The organism is Enterobacter sp. K510 (genome assembly GCF_055804875.1).
Map to the genome: position 1 here is coordinate 359,122 of NZ_JBNRLQ010000003.1, position 17,179 is coordinate 376,300.

General features: G+C 57.8%; 17 protein-coding genes. 4 read left to right on the forward strand and 13 right to left on the reverse strand.

Annotated features, from left to right (window positions below):
* Positions 1-2 precede the first annotated feature (2 nt).
* The 6 genes from pgpA to nrdR form a co-directional block, all read right to left on the reverse strand.
* Complete coding sequence (gene pgpA / locus ACQUTD_RS07115; RefSeq protein WP_072567525.1) at positions 3-515, reverse strand: phosphatidylglycerophosphatase A; 513 nt, start codon at positions 513-515, stop codon at positions 3-5.
* Entirely contained in the window at positions 496-1,473 is a 978-nt protein-coding gene (thiL, locus tag ACQUTD_RS07120) for a thiamine-phosphate kinase (protein ID WP_473274053.1), read from the reverse strand. The genes pgpA and thiL overlap by 20 nt, the downstream gene beginning before the upstream one ends.
* A gap of 83 nt (positions 1,474-1,556) precedes the next feature.
* Positions 1,557-1,976, reverse strand: coding sequence for a transcription antitermination factor NusB (nusB, locus tag ACQUTD_RS07125; RefSeq protein WP_072567523.1), 420 nt, complete (start codon positions 1,974-1,976; stop codon positions 1,557-1,559).
* A 22-nt stretch (positions 1,977-1,998) separates the two neighbouring features.
* Positions 1,999-2,469 carry a 6,7-dimethyl-8-ribityllumazine synthase gene (ribH, locus tag ACQUTD_RS07130; RefSeq protein WP_072567522.1) on the reverse strand — a complete coding sequence of 157 codons (471 nt, stop codon included), beginning with the start codon at positions 2,467-2,469 and terminating at the stop codon, positions 1,999-2,001.
* A gap of 86 nt (positions 2,470-2,555) precedes the next feature.
* Positions 2,556-3,659, reverse strand: a complete 1,104-nt coding sequence (gene ribD / locus ACQUTD_RS07135; protein ID WP_473274052.1) for a bifunctional diaminohydroxyphosphoribosylaminopyrimidine deaminase/5-amino-6-(5-phosphoribosylamino)uracil reductase RibD — start codon at positions 3,657-3,659, stop codon at positions 2,556-2,558.
* 4 nt (positions 3,660-3,663) lie between these two features.
* Entirely contained in the window at positions 3,664-4,113 is a 450-nt protein-coding gene (gene nrdR, locus ACQUTD_RS07140; protein ID WP_072567520.1) for a transcriptional regulator NrdR, read from the reverse strand.
* Between the two features lie 154 nt (positions 4,114-4,267).
* Here nrdR and ACQUTD_RS07145 point away from each other — a divergent pair, with 154 nt between their 5' ends.
* Positions 4,268-4,810 carry a SadB/YajI family lipoprotein gene (locus ACQUTD_RS07145; RefSeq protein WP_083580893.1) on the forward strand — a complete coding sequence of 181 codons (543 nt, stop codon included), beginning with the start codon at positions 4,268-4,270 and terminating at the stop codon, positions 4,808-4,810.
* Between the two features lie 271 nt (positions 4,811-5,081).
* Positions 5,082-5,960 (forward strand): nucleoside-specific channel-forming protein Tsx, encoded by an 879-nt coding sequence (locus ACQUTD_RS07150; RefSeq protein WP_072567518.1) that lies wholly within the window; start codon positions 5,082-5,084, stop codon positions 5,958-5,960.
* 117 nt (positions 5,961-6,077) lie between these two features.
* Here the strand turns inward: ACQUTD_RS07150 and secF are convergent, their stop codons facing one another.
* From secF to queA, 5 genes are read right to left on the reverse strand one after another with little or no spacing between them, the layout of a single operon-like run.
* Positions 6,078-7,049, reverse strand: coding sequence for a protein translocase subunit SecF (secF, locus tag ACQUTD_RS07155; RefSeq protein WP_072567517.1), 972 nt, complete (start codon positions 7,047-7,049; stop codon positions 6,078-6,080).
* A gap of 10 nt (positions 7,050-7,059) precedes the next feature.
* The gene (gene secD, locus ACQUTD_RS07160; RefSeq protein ID WP_072567516.1) at positions 7,060-8,907 is read right to left on the reverse strand and encodes a protein translocase subunit SecD; all 1,848 of its coding nucleotides are present in this window, start codon (positions 8,905-8,907) and stop codon (positions 7,060-7,062) included.
* 27 nt (positions 8,908-8,934) lie between these two features.
* The gene (yajC, locus tag ACQUTD_RS07165) at positions 8,935-9,267 is read right to left on the reverse strand and encodes a preprotein translocase subunit YajC (RefSeq protein WP_002890398.1); all 333 of its coding nucleotides are present in this window, start codon (positions 9,265-9,267) and stop codon (positions 8,935-8,937) included.
* A gap of 22 nt (positions 9,268-9,289) precedes the next feature.
* On the reverse strand, positions 9,290-10,417 hold the full coding sequence (gene tgt / locus ACQUTD_RS07170) for a tRNA guanosine(34) transglycosylase Tgt (RefSeq protein ID WP_072567515.1): 1,128 nt from the start codon (positions 10,415-10,417) through the stop codon (positions 9,290-9,292).
* 55 nt (positions 10,418-10,472) lie between these two features.
* Complete coding sequence (queA, locus tag ACQUTD_RS07175; RefSeq protein ID WP_072567514.1) at positions 10,473-11,543, reverse strand: tRNA preQ1(34) S-adenosylmethionine ribosyltransferase-isomerase QueA; 1,071 nt, start codon at positions 11,541-11,543, stop codon at positions 10,473-10,475.
* Positions 11,544-11,634: 91 nt separating this feature from the next.
* Here queA and acpH point away from each other — a divergent pair, with 91 nt between their 5' ends.
* Positions 11,635-12,216 carry an ACP phosphodiesterase gene (acpH, locus tag ACQUTD_RS07180; RefSeq protein ID WP_473274050.1) on the forward strand — a complete coding sequence of 194 codons (582 nt, stop codon included), beginning with the start codon at positions 11,635-11,637 and terminating at the stop codon, positions 12,214-12,216.
* Positions 12,217-12,287: 71 nt separating this feature from the next.
* Positions 12,288-12,890: a peroxiredoxin C gene (locus ACQUTD_RS07185; protein WP_318363333.1), complete on the forward strand. Its 603-nt coding sequence runs from the start codon at positions 12,288-12,290 to the stop codon at positions 12,888-12,890.
* A gap of 192 nt (positions 12,891-13,082) precedes the next feature.
* On the opposite strand, the gene ACQUTD_RS07190 is transcribed toward ACQUTD_RS07185, so the two are convergent.
* On the reverse strand, positions 13,083-14,450 hold the full coding sequence (locus ACQUTD_RS07190) for a DUF3999 family protein (RefSeq protein WP_473274049.1): 1,368 nt from the start codon (positions 14,448-14,450) through the stop codon (positions 13,083-13,085).
* A complete protein-coding gene (locus tag ACQUTD_RS07195; protein ID WP_473274047.1) occupies positions 14,450-17,107 on the reverse strand; it encodes a DUF2339 domain-containing protein in 2,658 nt (885 codons plus the stop codon). The genes ACQUTD_RS07190 and ACQUTD_RS07195 overlap by 1 nt, the downstream gene beginning before the upstream one ends.
* Positions 17,108-17,179: the final 72 nt, after the last annotated feature.

Below are 17,179 nucleotides of genomic sequence, written 5' to 3' on the forward strand. Positions count from 1 at the left end.
GGCTAAATAATGCCAATCGGCCAGTGATGACCGATCACATACAGCACCGCCGCCGCGATAATCCCGGCGATAATATCGTCGACAATAATGCCCATGCCGCCGTGCACGTTGCGGTCAAACCAGCGGATCGGCCACGGTTTCCAGATATCAAAAAAGCGGAACAGCACAAAACCGGCCACCACCCACTGCCAGTCATGGGTGGGTAGCGCCATCAGCGTGATCCACATCCCGATGAACTCATCCCAGACGATGCTGCCGTGATCGTGCACGCCCATATCTTTCGCCGTTTGATGGCACAGATAAACGCCGATGCTGATCGACAGCATGATCACCAGCGAATAGAGCTGCCACGGCAGAAAAGTCATCAGATACCAGAACGGGATCGCCGCAATGGAACCCGCCGTGCCAGGCATAATCGGACTTAAGCCGCTGCCAAAACCGGTGGCCAGCAGATGCCAGGGGTTACGCATGCTAAGACGGCTTTTCGCACTATCCTTACGAGGTTGCAAAGTGATCGTATCCTTTTAAATCAAACGATACCGGTTTTCCGTCGCGGGTAAACTGGATGCCTTCCACATCGGCGCTCATCTGGCCGATGCAGGTAAAGGGCACGCCAAGATGACCAATGGCCACGTCCAGCGCCCCCCGGTTGCGTTCCGGCACGGTAAAGCAGAGTTCATAATCTTCGCCGCCCGCCAGCGCCCAGCGCAGCGCCTGCTCCGGCTCAACGTGACGGCGCATGGCGTCAGAGAACGGCATGGCGTCCATGTCCAGCATCGCGCCGCAGTCGCTGGCTTTCACGATATGCCCGAGATCGGAACTCAGCCCGTCGGATAAATCGATCGCCGCACTGGCCAGATCGCGCAGCGCCTGCCCGTGCAGAATGCGCGGCGTCGGACGCAGATGGCGTTTCACCAGCCACTGCGCGTCCTGCTCATTATCAACATGCAGCCGATCCTGCAGGATCGCCAGACCTGCCGCGCTGTCACCTGGCGTGCCAGTCACATAGATCCAGTCGCCAGGCTTCGCGCCCGAACGCTTAAGCGCGCGGCCCGCAGGCACATAGCCGTAGATACCCAGCGTCATCGACAGCGGCCCACGGGTGGTGTCGCCGCCAATCAGCTGCATATCGTAGTAATTAATCTGTTCGAACAGGCTATCGCTAAAGGCTTCCAGCCAGGCTTCATCGACGTCCGGCAACGTGATCGCCAGCGTCAGCCACGCCGGATCCGCGCCCATAGCCGCAAGATCGCTCAGGTTGGAGGCCAGCGCTTTGTGCGCCAGATCGACAGGGGAAATATCCGGAAGAAAATGGTTGCCCGAAACCAGGGTATCGGTGCTGATTGCCAGCGTTTGCTTGTCAGGAATATTGAGCAGTGCGCAATCGTCGCCAATGCCGGTTTCGACATCCAGACGCGCGCGTCTTACGCGGTCAAAATAACGGGCAATAAGGGAAAACTCGCCGCATGCCATACGCTATGCCTCAGCAGAATGATAAACAGGAGACTGGGGAGGCGGCGAAATGGCAACTGCACTTCGCCGCGCGGACCAGCAAATTACTTTTTGTGGGGGCGGATCGCGGGTGCGGCTTTATCCAGCACGCCGTTGACAAACTTATGGCTGTCTTCTGCGCCAAACGTTTTTGCCAGTTCAATAGCTTCGTTGATGGCCACTTTATACGGCACATCCGCACGTTTAGAGAGTTCAAACAGCGCGATACGCAGTACCGCTTTCTCGACCTGGCCCAGCTCTTCGAGCAGACGGGACAGGTAGGGCTTCATCAGTCCATCGAGATATGCGCTGTTAGTCGCCACCCCGGACAGCAGTTCGCGGAAATACGCGATGTCGACATCTTTGACATCCTGTTCAGACAGGAACTGGTATTCAACATCGGCGATGTCGTTCTGGGACAACTGCCAGGAGTAAAGCGCCTGGACGGCACACTCACGGGCGCGGCGACGAGCAGCAGGTTTCACGGAAATTCCCCTTACAAAAAAATCAGGCTTTGATGGCCTTCAATACATTAATCATCTCAAGCGCGGTAAGGGCAGCTTCTGCACCTTTGTTACCGGCTTTGGTACCGGCGCGTTCGATGGCTTGTTCAATACTTTCAGTGGTCAGCACACCAAAGGCTACCGGGATTTCGCTCTGTTCAGCGACATGAGCCAGACCATTGCTTGCGCCACCCGCCACATATTCGAAATGGGCGGTACCGCCACGGATAACCGTGCCGAGCGCGATAATCGCATCATATTTACCGGTTTTTGCCAGTGCGCCAGCCGCCAGCGGCAGCTCATAAGCACCTGGAACCCAAACCACGGTGATGTTTTCATCTTTAACCTGACCGATACGCTTCAGTGCGTCGATAGCACCGTCCAGCAGGCTGTCATTGATGAAGTTGTTGAAACGCGCAATGGTGATGGCGACGCGAGCGTCCGGGGCAGCAACGGTAGCTTCAATAATGTTCATACTCTTCCTTTACGGGTTCATTTGGCCCCGCAGGGGGGCGGATTTTATCATAATACTTTGCGCACTGCTTCCCTTTTACGAGGGCATTACGCAGTGGTCAAATGCAGGCAAATATCAGGTCCAACCTGACGAATTTCACTGAATGTAAACTGCGGCGCATCGGCTAATGCCTCAAGGCCCGGCAGTACGCACAGACCGCGGGCGTCGCTGCCTAAAAGTTTCGGGGCGAGGTACACCACCAGCTCGTCCACCAGCCCGGCCTGAAGCAGCGCGCCCGCAAGGGATGCCCCGGCTTCCACCCAGATGCTGTTAACCTGTTCGCGGCCCAGCAGCATCATCATCAGCACCAGGTCGGGATGGCCGTTGTGTTCAGGCACCTGGATGTGGCGAACGTTGTCCGGCCACGACCGCGAGTCCTGCTGCGTGCGGGCAAACCAGGTTTCACCCGCCTGCTGGATCAGACGGTGTTCCGGCGTGACGCGGTTCTGGCTGTCGACCACAATACGTAGCGGCTGGCGTAACTGCGCCTGCGGGTACTGCGCCTGTACGTCCGCCGGGAGTTCGTCCCAACGGACGTTAAGCTGCGGATTATCCGCCAGCACCGTCGCGCTGCTGGTGAGGATAGCATGACTCTGCGCGCGCAGACGTTGCACATCGCGCCTTGCCTGCGGTGAGGTGATCCACTGGCTTTCGCCGCTGGCCATGGCGGTGCGGCCATCCAGCGACGCGCCCAGCTTCAGCTGCACGTAAGGAAACCCGGTGCGCATACGCTTCAGAAAACCTTTGTTAAGATTTTCCGCCTCGCTCATCATCAGCCCGTGGCTGACCTCAATGCCTGCCTGTTGCAGGCGATACAGGCCGCGCCCGGCAACCTGCGGATTGGGGTCCTGCATCGCCGCCACTACACGAGTCACGCCCGCGTTAATCAAAGCTTCGCAACAGGGTGGCGTGCGTCCGTGATGGCTACAGGGTTCCAGGGTGACATAGGCGGTGGCGCCACGCGCCTTTTCGCCCGCCATACGCAGGGCATGGACTTCAGCATGGGGCTCGCCCGCCCGCTGGTGATAGCCTTCGCCGACAATCTCGCCGTCTTTGACAATCACACAGCCGACGTTGGGATTAGGATGGGTGGTAAAACGACCGCGCTGCGCCAGTTTCAGCGCCCGCGCCATGTACATCTCATCGTGCATGAGCTTAATCCTGTAAGCGGGCGATCTCTTCGCCAAATTCGCGGATGTCTTCGAAGCTGCGGTAAACCGAGGCGAAGCGGATATAGGCGACTTTATCGAGCTTTTTCAGCTGCTCCATCACCAGGTTGCCGATCATTTTGCTCGGCACTTCGCGCTCGCCGGTGGCGCGCAGCTGGGATTTGATATGATTCAGCGCCATTTCAACGTCATCGGCGCTTACCGGGCGTTTTTCCAGCGCGCGCAGCATGCCGTTACGCAGTTTTTCTTCGTTAAACGGCTCGCGGATCTCGTTGCTTTTCACCACGCGCGGCATCACCAGTTCTGCCACCTCAAAAGTGGTGAAGCGTTCATTACATACCAGACACTGACGGCGGCGGCGCACGGACGACCCTTCACCGACCAGGCGGGAGTCAATTACTTTGGTATCCACGGCTAAACAGAATGGGCAATGCATACGGCGTCCTGACGTTAAAATTAGCTGAAATCTATTTTAACCTGATCTGCCGTGACAACAAAGGCAAGACCGCTTTTGAGATAAAGGATCGATGGCAAGCCGGTTCGTGCAGGCTACTATTACAGGCAATGCTCTTTGCAAGGAAACCAACACGATGACAAGACGTTACCTGAAAATTTTGCTGGTCGGCAGCCTGTTTACCCTCAGCGCCTGCGCGCAGCAGAGCGAAGTCCGCCAGTTGCATCAAAGTGTCAGCACGCTTAACAAAGAAATGAGTAAGCTGAATCAGGAGACGGTGAAAATCACCCAGCAAAATGCGCTGAACGCCAAATCCAGCAGCGGTGTCTACCTGTTGCCTGGCGCGAATACCCCTGCCCTTCTGCACAGCCAGATCGGTATGCTGAAGATGTCGCTGGTGAACATCGCTCCTGATGCGAACGGCACGCGCGTGACGCTGCGCATTCAGGGCGAATCGAACGATCCGCTGCCAGCGTTTAGCGGTACGGTGGAATGGGGTCAGATCCAGGGCACCACCAACGATTATCAGGAAGTGAACGTGCAAAACCAGCTGATTAACGCCCCGGCCAGCACCCTGGCGCCGAGCGACGTTGATCTGCCGCTGCAGCTTAACGGCATCACGCCGGACCAGCTGGGCTTTGTGCGTGTCCACGATATTCAGCCCGCCACCAATCAGTGATCCTGTTCAAGGGCGAGCCACTCGCCCTTTTCCCTCCCTTCCCGCCTTTTTCCACGAAATATTTGCAAGACAGATGAATCTCAGTACAATCCCTGCGTTTTATATACGCAAACGTGAACGCAATCGATTACGTGCGTAATAGATATGTGAAACAACACATATTTTTGTGAGCATGGATACTTATAATAGGCTCGCTGAAATACGAAACATTTAGAAACTCAATACGCGCGTTCTTTCGCTCCCGCAAGGGAACCTAATCAGTGGCTAAACTATGAAAAAAACATTACTCGTCGCCGGTGCAGCACTGGCTCTCTCCTCCTCATTCGCAGTCAATGCGGCAGAAAATGACAAGCCGGAGTTCGTTTCCGACTGGTGGCACCAGAGCGTGAACGTGGTAGGCAGCTATCACACCCGTTTTGGACCGCAGATCCGTAACGATACCTACCTGGAATATGAAGCATTTGCCAAAAAAGACTGGTTTGATTTCTATGGTTACCTGGATGCGCCGGTATTCTTCGGTGGTAACACCGATGCCCGCGGGATCTGGAACCATGGTTCGCCGCTGTTTATGGAAATCGAACCGCGTTTCTCTATCGATAAGCTGACCGGCGCCGATCTGAGCTTCGGTCCGTTCAAAGAGTGGTATTTCGCGAACAACTACATCTACGACATGGGCCGCAACGCCTCTGGCCGTCAGAGCACCTGGTACATGGGTCTCGGTACCGACATCGATACCGGCCTGCCGATGAGCCTGTCACTGAACGTATATGCGAAATACCAGTGGCAGAACTACCTGGCGGAGAACGAAAACGAGTGGGACGGCTACCGTTTCAAAGTGAAATACTTCGTGCCGATCACCCAACTGTGGGGCGGTAACCTGAGCTACATCGGCTTCACCAACTTTGACTGGGGCTCGGACCTGGGCGATAAGAGCAGCTATGCGATGAACGGCATCAAGCAGCGTACCAACGACTCCATCGCCTCCAGCCACATTCTGTCCCTGAGCTACGATCACTGGCACTACTCGGTAGTAGCGCGTTACTGGCACAACGGCGGTCAGTGGAATGATGATGCAGACCTGGTATGGATGAAAGAAAACGTCCGCTCTACCGGCTGGGGTGGTTACCTGGTGGCAGGTTATAACTTCTGATTTGTCTGTCAGCCCCATCGAAAAGCCAGCTTAACCGCTGGCTTTTTTTTGCCCGTAAAACGCAGGCGAAAAAAAACCGCAGCGCTGAGGCTGCGGTTTTCAACGCAGAGCGTCGGTTTACGGCAGAATTGACGGTTGGTCCGCGCCTTCTTTCTCGACTTTCTGCACCAGCAGGTGTTCACGCTTCATGCCCAGTTTCAGCGCCAGCGCTGACGCGACATAAATCGACGATGCAGTACCGATGGACACACCGATCAGCATGGTCAGTGAGAAGCCCTGCAGCATGGCGCCGCCAAAGAGGTAGAGCATCAGGATCACCACTAAGGTGGTTCCTGAAGTGATCAACGTCCTGTGCAGCGTCTGGGTCAGGGACACGTTAAAGATTTCGTACGGCGTTCCGCGACGGATCTTGCGGAAGTTTTCACGAATACGGTCCGAGACCACGATGCTGTCGTTCAGCGAGTAACCGATCACCGACATCAGCGAGGCGACAATCGTCAGATCCACTTCGATATGGAACAGCGACAGTACGCCCATGGTGATGATAACGTCGTGCGCCAGCGCGATAACCACACCGGCCGCCAGACGCCACTCAAAGCGGAAGCCGACGTAAACCAGGATGGAAATCAGCGCTACCATCAGCGCCATCGCACCGGTCTGCGCCAGGTCCGCACCCACGCTCGGGCCGACGAACTCGATACGTTTCACCGCGGCATTCTGGCTGGTCGCTTCGTTAATCACGCTCACGACCTTGCTGCCCAGCACCTGACCACCGGTTTCACCCTCGGCAGGCGGCATACGCACCATGATGTCGCGACTGCTGCCAAAGTTCTGCAACAGCGGATCGGCAAAGCCGGCTTTTTCCAGCGCTTCACGCATCTGATCCATATCGGCCGGTTTTTCCAGCGAGATTTCGATAACCGTACCGCCGGTAAAATCCAGACCCCAGTTAAAGCCTTTCACGCCAATAATGATAATTGACAGGATCAGCAGAAAACCGGAGATACCGAAGGCCCAGTAATCCCAGCGCATAAAGTCCCAGACTCTACGGCCGTGGTTCAATTGTTCAACAGTATATTCCTGTGCCACAACGCACTCCTCAGATAGACAGCTTGTTGATGCGTTTGCCGCCGTACAACAGGTTTACGATGGCACGGGTGCCGACGATCGCGGTAAACATTGACGTCGCCACACCGATACCGGTAGTAATGGCGAAGCCTTTAATGGCCCCGGTGCCTACGGCATACAGGATGATGACCTTAATAAGCGTCGTGACGTTGGCGTCAAAAATGGAGCTGAACGCGCCGCGATAACCTTCGTCAATCGCCTGCTGGACGCTACGCCCGTTGCTCAGCTCTTCTTTGATACGTTCGTTTATCAGTACGTTCGCATCCACCGCTACCGCAAGGGTTAAGACGATCCCCGCGATACCCGGCATGGTCAGCGTCGCCCCTGGCAGCAGGGACATGATGCCGACAATCAGCACCAGGTTGGCGATCAGTGCCGTGGTGGCGATCAGGCCAAACTTCTTATAGAAGAACAGCATGAAGATGATGGAGACCGCCAGACCCGCCAGACAGGCTTCCAGACCCTGGGTGATGTTCTGCATACCTAAGGTCGGGCCAATGGTACGTTCTTCAACGATCTGAATCGGCGCAATCAACGCACCCGCACGCAGCAGCAGCGACAGCTGACGCGCTTCGTTAGGATTATTGATGCCGGTAATACGGAAGCTGTTGCCGAGGCGAGACTGAATGTTGGCGACGTTAATCACCTCTTCCTGTTTCACCAGTACGGAACGACCGTTCGCATCTTTTTTACCGCTGTCTTTGTACTCCACAAACAGGGTCGCCATCGGTTTGCCGATGTTGTCCTTGGTGAAGTTAGACATGATGTTACCACCTGCGCTGTCGAGCGAGATGTTAACCTGCGGCTGGTTGTACTCATCCTGGCTGGAAGTGGAGTCGGTGATATGGTCACCGGTCAGGATCACGCGTTTGTACAGCACAACCGGCTGGCCTTCGCGCATCTGTTTCACTTCTGAATCGCCCGGTACACGGCCAGACGCCGCCGCCGACTGATCGACGTTGGTGTTCACCAGACGGAATTCGAGGGTCGCGGTTGCGCCAAGAATTTCCTTCGCACGCGCGGTGTCCTGAATACCCGGCAGTTCAACCACGATGCGGTCTGCGCCCTGACGCTGTACCAGCGGCTCGGCGACACCCAGTTGGTTGACACGGTTACGCAGGATGTTGATGTTCTGCTGTACCGCATATTCACGCGCTTCGCTCAGACGCGCATCGGTCATGACCGCGCGCAGGGCGTTGCCGCTCTGGCTGGTGATCACCATGTCGCGGTGACGGGCAGTCAGGTAAGTAATCGCCTGATCGCGCGCTGCGCTGTCGCGGAACACAATGCTCACGCCATAGTTATCTTCCTTACGCACGTTGGTGTAAGGAATGCCTTTTTCGCGTAAATCGCTACGCAGGCTGTCGGTATTTTGTTCCTGCAGTTTGCCGAGCGCGGTGTCCATATCCACTTCCATCAGGAAGTGCACGCCACCACGCAGATCCAGACCGAGTTTCATCGGCTCTGCTTTGATGGAGGATAACCAGCGCGGAGTAGCAGGTGCAAGGTTCAGCGCCACGACATATTTGTCACCCAACAGGCTGAGCAGCGCTTCACGCGCGCGCAGCTGCGTATCGGTGGAGTCGAAACGCGCAAGAATAGCGCCCTCTTCCAGTGCCACAGACTTAGCAGTGATTTTTTCTTGTTTTAAGGTGTTCTGGACCTGGATCAGCGTTTGCTCACTGGCGGCGACGCCGCGCGCACCAGTGATCTGAACTGCCGGATCCTCACCATACAGGTTGGGAAGTGCGTATAGCAGGCCGACGATAATCACGACGACCAGCATGATGTACTTCCACAAAGGATAACGGTTTAACACGGCACTTCCCTTTGGGAAAACGAAAGATTACAGCGCCTTCATCGTGCCTTTCGGCAGAACGGCAGCTACGAAGTCACGTTTGATAACCACTTCAGTGGTGTCATTCAGGGCGATAGCAATGTAGCCAGTTTCCGCTACTTTGGTCACGCGACCCACCAGGCCACCGTTGGTCAGCACTTCATCGCCTTTAGCGATGGAGTTCATCAGATTCTTGTGCTCTTTGGTACGTTTTTGCTGTGGGCGCAGGATCATGAAATAGAAGATCAGGCCAAATACAACCAGCATCAGGATCAAAGACATCGGGCTGCCCTGCGCCGGTGCGCCCGTTGCTGCTACGGCATCAGAAATAAAAAAGCTCATTCAAATTCCCTCATTATTAAAATTAATCAACGTTCAAAGGTGGAACATCACGACCCTGACGCTGGTAAAAATCGGTCACGAAGCTCTCTAATTTACCCTCTTCGATAGCCTTGCGTAAACCAGCCATTAAGCGCTGGTAATAGCGCAGGTTATGAATGGTATTAAGACGCGCGCCCAGTATTTCGTTGCAACGGTCAAGATGATGCAAGTAAGCGAGTGAATAATTGCGACACGTATAGCAATCACACTCTTCATCAAGCGGGCCGGTATCGCTCTTGTACTTCGCGTTACGGATTTTCACCACGCCATTGGTGACAAACAGATGGCCGTTACGCGCATTACGCGTCGGCATCACGCAGTCAAACATATCAATGCCGCGACGTACGCCTTCCACCAGATCTTCGGGTTTACCCACACCCATCAGGTATCGTGGTTTGTCTGCCGGGATCTGCGGGCACACATGCTCCAGAATACGGTGCATGTCTGCTTTAGGTTCACCCACAGCCAGACCGCCGACAGCGTAGCCATCAAAGCCAATCTCTACCAGACCTTTGACGGAGATATCACGTAAATCTTCGTAAACGCTGCCCTGGATAATACCGAACAGCGCATTTTTGTTTTGCAGCGAATCGAAACGGTCGCGGCTGCGCTTCGCCCAGCGTAAGGACATTTCCATGGAACGCTTGGCGTAGTCCCAGTCAGCCGGGTATGGCGTACATTCGTCGAAGATCATCACGATGTCGGAGCCGAGATCGTACTGGATCTCCATGGATTTTTCCGGATCGAGGAAGATCGGATCGCCGTTGATCGGGTTGCGGAAATGCACGCCCGCTTCGGTGATCTTACGAATATCGCCGAGGCTGAAGACCTGGAAACCGCCGGAGTCGGTCAGAATCGGGCCTTTCCACTGCATAAAGTCATGCAGATCGCCGTGCAGCTTCATGATCTCCTGACCCGGACGCAGCCACAGGTGGAAGGTGTTGCCGAGGATAATCTGTGCGCCGGTGTCCTGCACTTCTTCCGGCGTCATGCCTTTTACGGTGCCGTAGGTGCCCACGGGCATAAAGGCCGGTGTTTCCACCACGCCGCGATCAAACACCAGGCGGCCACGGCGGGCGCGTCCGTCTGTCGTATCTAATTCGAATTTCATTTTTTCTCCATACGCCGGAAAAACAGTCCAACGCGTCAATCAAAGCGCCGCGGAACTATTCCCCGACGCGCTCAGAAATTGCCTGCGGATTGTACGTGATAAACATTGCATCCCCGTAACTAAAAAAGCGATATTCCGCTTTTACCGCTTCTTTATAGGCGTGCATGGTGGCTTTATAACCGGCAAAGGCCGATACCAGCATGATCAAGGTGGATTCCGGCAGGTGGAAGTTGGTCACCAGCGCGTCAATCACGCTGTACTGATAGCCAGGATAAATAAAGATCTGCGTATCGCCGAAGAAAGGCTCGATGAGATCGTTTTTGGCCGCTTTCGCGGCGCTTTCCAGCGAGCGCACCGAGGTGGTGCCGACCGCCACCACGCGATTGCCGCGCGCTTTCGCCGCCAGCACCGCGTCAACCACTTCCTGCGGCACTTCAGCATATTCAGAGTGCATGATGTGATCTTCAATGCTGTCCACGCGTACCGGCTGGAAGGTGCCCGCGCCAACGTGCAGCGTTACGAACGCCATCTCCACGCCTTTCTCACGCAGACGCGCCAGCAGCGGCTCATCAAAGTGCAGGCCCGCAGTCGGCGCGGCGACTGCGCCCGGCTTCTGGCTGTAGACGGTCTGGTAAAGTTCGCGGTCAGCGTCTTCATCCGGACGATCGATATAGGGCGGCAGCGGCATATGGCCGATGGCGTTGAGAATATCCAGCACCGGGCGTTCATCGTTAAACTCAACTTCAAACAGCGCATCGTGACGGGCCACCATGGTGGCTTTAACACTGTCATCGTCGCCTAGCAGCAGTTCCGCACCCGGCTTCGGCGCTTTAGAGGCGCGAATATGTGCCAGAATACGTTTATCATCGAGCATCCGCTCAACCAGCACTTCGATTTTACCGCCGCTGGCTTTACGGCCAAACAGACGCGCCGGGATCACGCGGGTATTGTTAAAGACCAGCAGATCCCCGGGGTTGAGCTTGTCGAGCAGATCGGTGAAAGTACCATGCGTCAGCGCGCCCGTCGGCCCGTCCAGCGATAACAGGCGGCAACTACTGCGCGCAGGCACAGGGTAATGGGCGATCAGGGATTCGGGTAATTCAAAGGAAAAATCGGCAACGCGCATGGCTTACACTCAGACTGAAAAACAGGCGGGATAGTCTAGTGCTACGGTGCTTCCGCTGCAACAGCTACGCCTCTTTATGGATTAACTAACAATGAACTTCCTCGCACACCTGCATCTTGCGCACCTCGCAGAAAGCTCGCTTCCCGGTAATTTGCTGGGCGATTTCGTTCGCGGCAACCCGCAGGATAGCTATCCGGCTGAGATTGTCGACGGCATTCGCATGCACCGCCGCATTGACGTGCTGACCGATAATTTGCCGGAAGTCCGCGAGGCGCGGGAGTGGTTTCGCCCGCAGACGCGCCGGGTCGCGCCCATTACGCTGGACGTGATGTGGGACCATTTTCTGTCGCGCCACTGGTTGCAGATGTCGCCGGACATGCCGCTGAGCGAATTTGTCAGCTATGCCCACGCGCAGGTCGCCACCATTCTGCCCTCCTCGCCGGCGCGCTTCGTTAATCTGAATGATTATTTGTGGTCAGAGCGATGGCTTGAGCGCTACCGGGAGATGGATTTTATTCAGCAGGTGCTGAACGGCATGGCGACGCGGCGGCCCCGCCTCGATGCGCTGCGCGATTCGTGGCAGGATCTGGATATGCATTATCAGGCGCTGGAAAAGCTGTTCTTTCAGTTCTATCCCCGCATGATGGCGCAGGCGAAAAACAAACAGCTTTAGTGCTTGCGCTTTACCGGCAGGTGATTATCTTGATAGCGGCCTTACCCCTACAATCACACAGGAGAATTATGATGGTACTGGTTACTCGTCCGGCTCCGGACTTTACCGCCGCCGCCGTGCTTGGCAATGGCGAAATTGTGGAAAACTTTAACTTCAAACAGCATATCCAGGGCAAAGCGACGGTACTGTTTTTCTGGCCGATGGACTTCACCTTCGTCTGCCCGTCAGAACTGATCGCTTTTGACAAGCGTTACGAAGAATTCCAGAAGCGCGGCGTGGAAGTGGTGGGCGTTTCTTTTGACTCTGAATTTGTTCACAACGCCTGGCGTAATACGCCGGTGGACAAAGGCGGCATTGGCCCGGTGAAATACGCGATGGTGGCCGACATCAAGCGTGAAATCCAGAAAGCCTACGGCATTGAACACCCGGACGCGGGCGTGGCGCTGCGCGGCTCCTTCCTGATCGATGCTAACGGTATTGTGCGTCATCAGGTGGTGAACGATCTGCCGCTGGGCCGTAACGTCGACGAAATGCTGCGTATGGTTGACGCTCTGCAATTCCACGAAGAGCACGGTGAAGTCTGCCCGGCGCAGTGGGAAAAAGGCAAAGAAGGGATGAACGCGTCGCCGGACGGCGTGGCGAAATACCTGAGCGAAAACCTCACCAGCCTGTAAGGGGCTTAGTCCGGTGGCGCTGCGCTTGCCGGGCCTGGGGGTTCTGATGACGTAATGCCCGGTGGCGCTGCGCTTACCGGGCCTACAGGGTTCTGGAGACGTAATGCCCGGCGGCGCTGCGCTTGCCGGGCCTACCATTGTTCCGCAGACCGTAGGCCGGGTAAGCGTCAGCGCCACCCGGCATTTTTATTTTTATACCGACTTCTGCCGTACCTCGCGCCAGATCCCAAGCCCCACCCAGACCAGCACCAGCACGCCCAGCACCAGCGCCGCCCACACCAGCATCTTCTTCCACTGGCTTTGCTGCTGCGCCGGATCCACCGCCGTCAGCCGCGCGTCGCCGCCCAGCACCACGCGATCCTGTACCAGCGCGTCCGGCAGTTGCGCATTCTCCTGACGTAGCGCGGCAGGCACCAGCATCTCCACCTCCATCGCCTGCGGTTGTGCAGCGCCATTCCCCCAGGCCAGTAAAAACGGCCCTTTACCTTGCGCATTAAAGATCAGCGTCTGGCTGGCGCGCTCGCCGGTCACCTGGGCGATACCATCCTCCAGCTGGCCATTAACCGCCGTAACGCGGATCGCCTGCACCAGCCCGCTGGTTTTCAGCGGCTCCGGCGCTTTGCCGTTCAGCTGATAAATCACGCTTTTCGCCAGCGGCTGCCATGCTGCCTTTTCCCCGCTGCGGTACTCGATCGCCAGCGGCAGTACGCGCCCGTGCCGGGCTTCAATCATCACCGACACCAGCGGCTGTGGCCGTTGCCAGGAGAACTCCTGTACCGCCGGGGAGACCGTTTTCGCCACCGCATTCAGGTGGATGTTCACCGCCGTATCGCTGTAAACCTGCTCAACCGCTGTCGCGCCGGTCAGCGCAGGCGCGTGCGCGGCATCGTTGAACACCACCAGCACATAACGCATTTCCGTCGGGTAGGCTGAACTGCTGAAATCCAGCGTGTCCAGCAACAGGCGATCGTTGCCGGAGGCAAGATCCATCAGCGGCATATCCCGGCCCGCCAGCGTCCAGTTTTTCAGATCGCTGCTGAAGTACACATCCGCGCGCCCCTGCCAGTTGGCGGGCGCGGCACTCCAGGCCAGCTTCAGCTGTGAAAGCGGAAAGTCGTCTTTTTGCGTGTCAGGCAGGGTTAACAGATAACTCTTCCCTGCTGTTTTCCGCCCTTCTCCCTCCAGACGGATTTCGATCCCGTCCTGCGAGCGCAACCACAGGCTTTCTGACGAGGCATTATTTTCCGGTACCGCATCAAGGGCGAACAGGCGCAGCGGCACCGTGCGCGGCGGCGTCTGTTTCTGCACCGCCGGGATCAGCGTAAAGGGCACAGCGTTACCCTGCTGATTAAAAACCCGCACATCGCGCAGATCGGGGGCGACGCTGTCGGTATAGATGCGCTCCGGCAAGGTCACCTGATACAGCGGCGACGGCGTGGTCGTCTCCAGCCCCGCGCCCCAGGCATAATCCTGCGGTTTTTCCGGCGTCGCGTCCTGGCTCCAGCCCGGCAGCGCCGCGCCCAGCAACGCACAAAAAAGTATCCGTCTGATGATTGTCATTATCCTTGTTCCTCGTTATGCGTCTGTTGTATCCGCGGCGGCAGCGGCGAGAAATAACCCACGATCAGCACCAGCACCGCCACGCCGATAAAGGCCACCGCGCGCGCCAGTCCGCCGCCGCCCGCGCTGTCCACCAGCATCAGTTTCACAATCACCACGCCAAGCAGCGCCGCACCGCCCAGCCATTCATGCCGCGACGCCTGCCGGGCAGCGCGCAGCATCACCAGCAGCGCCACCAGCATCCAGAACAGCGCGAAACAGGTCTGCACCAGCCGGGACGACCAGAGCGCGCTCACCGACCAGTCGATATCGCCATACCAGGCCAGGCTGCGCAACAGCAGGCCGTTCAGCCACCAGAAGGCGAGTGCCGCCAGCACCAGCGGCACACGTTTATGGATCTCACGCCCCTGCGCCGGGAAATAGCGGGCGCACAGCCGCGCCAGCGCGAACAGCGCCAGTAAAGCAAAGGCCGCGCCCTCTTCCAGCGGATTGAGCAATGGCCGGTAGCCCTGTTCCATCACCACGCCATCGTCGATATTGGTCAGAAGCAGCAGCACCAGCAGGAAACCCCCCGGCGGCGCCAGCGCCAGGGTGCCGTACCACTGCGGCCAGACGCGCAGCGGCCACAGCGAACGCTTGATCCCGGCGCGTACCAGCAGGATCACCGCGGCCGCCGCGGTCATCGCCAGCCCCGCCTGCCACGGGAACATCCCCCACGGCAGCGCATCGGTATACCACCACAGCTCTGCCGCCAGCGCGGCGAGGATCATCCAGAACAGCGACAGGTGCAGCCCCTGCGAAAAATAGGGCACAGGCGGCGTGCGCTGTTGATAAAGCAGCCAGAAAGCGGACGGCAGCGCAAGACCCCAGGCGAGGTTCTGCCAGCCAGCGCTGAGGATCGCGCCCTGGGCTGCGATCTGCCAGACCAGCGTCGCCAGCATCAGGGGCCACAGCAGCCAGACGCTATCGCTGAGCGCACGCCAGCGCAGCCGCTGGCCGACAACCCGCCAGCCGTGCACGCTGAGGGCGATCAGCGCCAGTATGCCCGGCAACTCGTTCATGAAGCGGATTAAGTTCAGCGCTGACAGCCCGTGCAGCGCCAGCAGCCAGAAGAGAATACCGCCTGCCAGCAGGCCGTGGCTGCCCTGCGAGTTCAGGCCGCGCCACAGCCAGGCGGCGGCGATCCATGTCAGGCTCAGCACCGCAAAAATCATCAGCTGCGACAGCGCCGGAAGCAGATCCTGCATCGCCCACAGGGCGCTGCCCATTGCCAGCAACAGTAAACCTGTGCCGCTGTAGCTCATCCGCCGTTGCTGTTGCTGTACGCCAAGCCACAGAATGCCCAGCCCTTCCAGCGCCCAGGCCATTGACGTCCAGCGGGCGGAAAGCGCCAGCGGGATGGCCAGCGTGACAAAAGCCCCGCCGAGCGCAAGCGCCGCCAGCACCAGCGGTCGCCCGAGTTCAGGTTTACGGCGCAGTACCAGCCACGCCAGCAGCAGATAAAACGCGCCGAAGCCGAGGGCGGAAAACGCCGGTCCATAGGCGAAATCCTGCGTGATGGCGTACTGCATACCAAATCCCAGCAACGGCGGCGCGAACAGCAGTACGCCGTCAATAATGCGCTTACTGCCGCCCTGCGCCCGCAGCGACAGTCCAACGCTCAGGACGCCAAACAGCAGAATATTGGCGATCAGGAACAGCTGGCAGCTGAGGTAGAACTCCGGTCGGTAGCTAAACAGTCCCCACAGGCCGCCGACGCCAAAGGTAAACAGCAGACCGAGCAGATTCAGCACCCGCCAGTGCTGCCAGACGCTGATAGCCAGAATGCCGCAGGAGAGCAACAGGTAGAAAGAGAACAACCCGATGTGGCTGCCGCCGCCGGTGGAGAGCAGCAACGGCGCAAGATAACCGCCGAGGCTGGCGAGCATCGCGAGACTTAGCGCACGCTGTAACACCGCCAGCCCGACGCTTACCGCACAGATCAGCAGCAGCAAGGCGAAGGCCAGCGCCATCGGCAGCATCTGCCAGAGCCGGAACGCGCCGAATACCGTCAGATAGAGCACGCCGGTGGCCCCGCCCTGCAAAATCAGCGCATAAACAGGTTGTTTGTGGCGCAGTCGCCAGCCGAGCGCCAGCAGCACCACCGCCGCCAGCGCCGCCACGCACAGACGCAGTTCCAGCGGGAAGAGATCGCGCTCGACGGAATAGCGGAACAGAAACGCCAGCCCGAAGAACAGCAGCAGAATGCCGAGTTTCGCCAGCGGATTGCCGCGCATAAACCAGCCCACCAGCGAGGTGATCATGCCGCCGCGCGGTTCTGCGGATACGGGTTTGCTGACCGCCGCCGGGGTGACGGCAACCGGCTCAGGCTCCGGCACGCTCGCCGCCCAGGGATCGACAGCGGGCGGTGGTGCCGCAGGTATAATGACAGGCGCAGGAACAGGTTCCGGCTCCGCTATCCGTTCAGGCAGCGGCTGCGGCGCAGGCGCACTTGCCTGCCCCGCCAGCTGCTGCTCCAGCGCCGTCAGCCGTTCACGCAATACGCCCAGTTCCCGCTGCGTATCGCTGCTTTTTCGCCAGGCTCTGACCGCCAGCGCAGGGGCGACAATCAGCGCAAAAAAGAGAACAAGACCGGCAACCAGCAAAAGCTCATCCATGGTTTTACCTTCGGTTCGGTGATCACTCCCGAAAGGATATTACATTTCTTTTCAATGCTGATAAAAATGTTG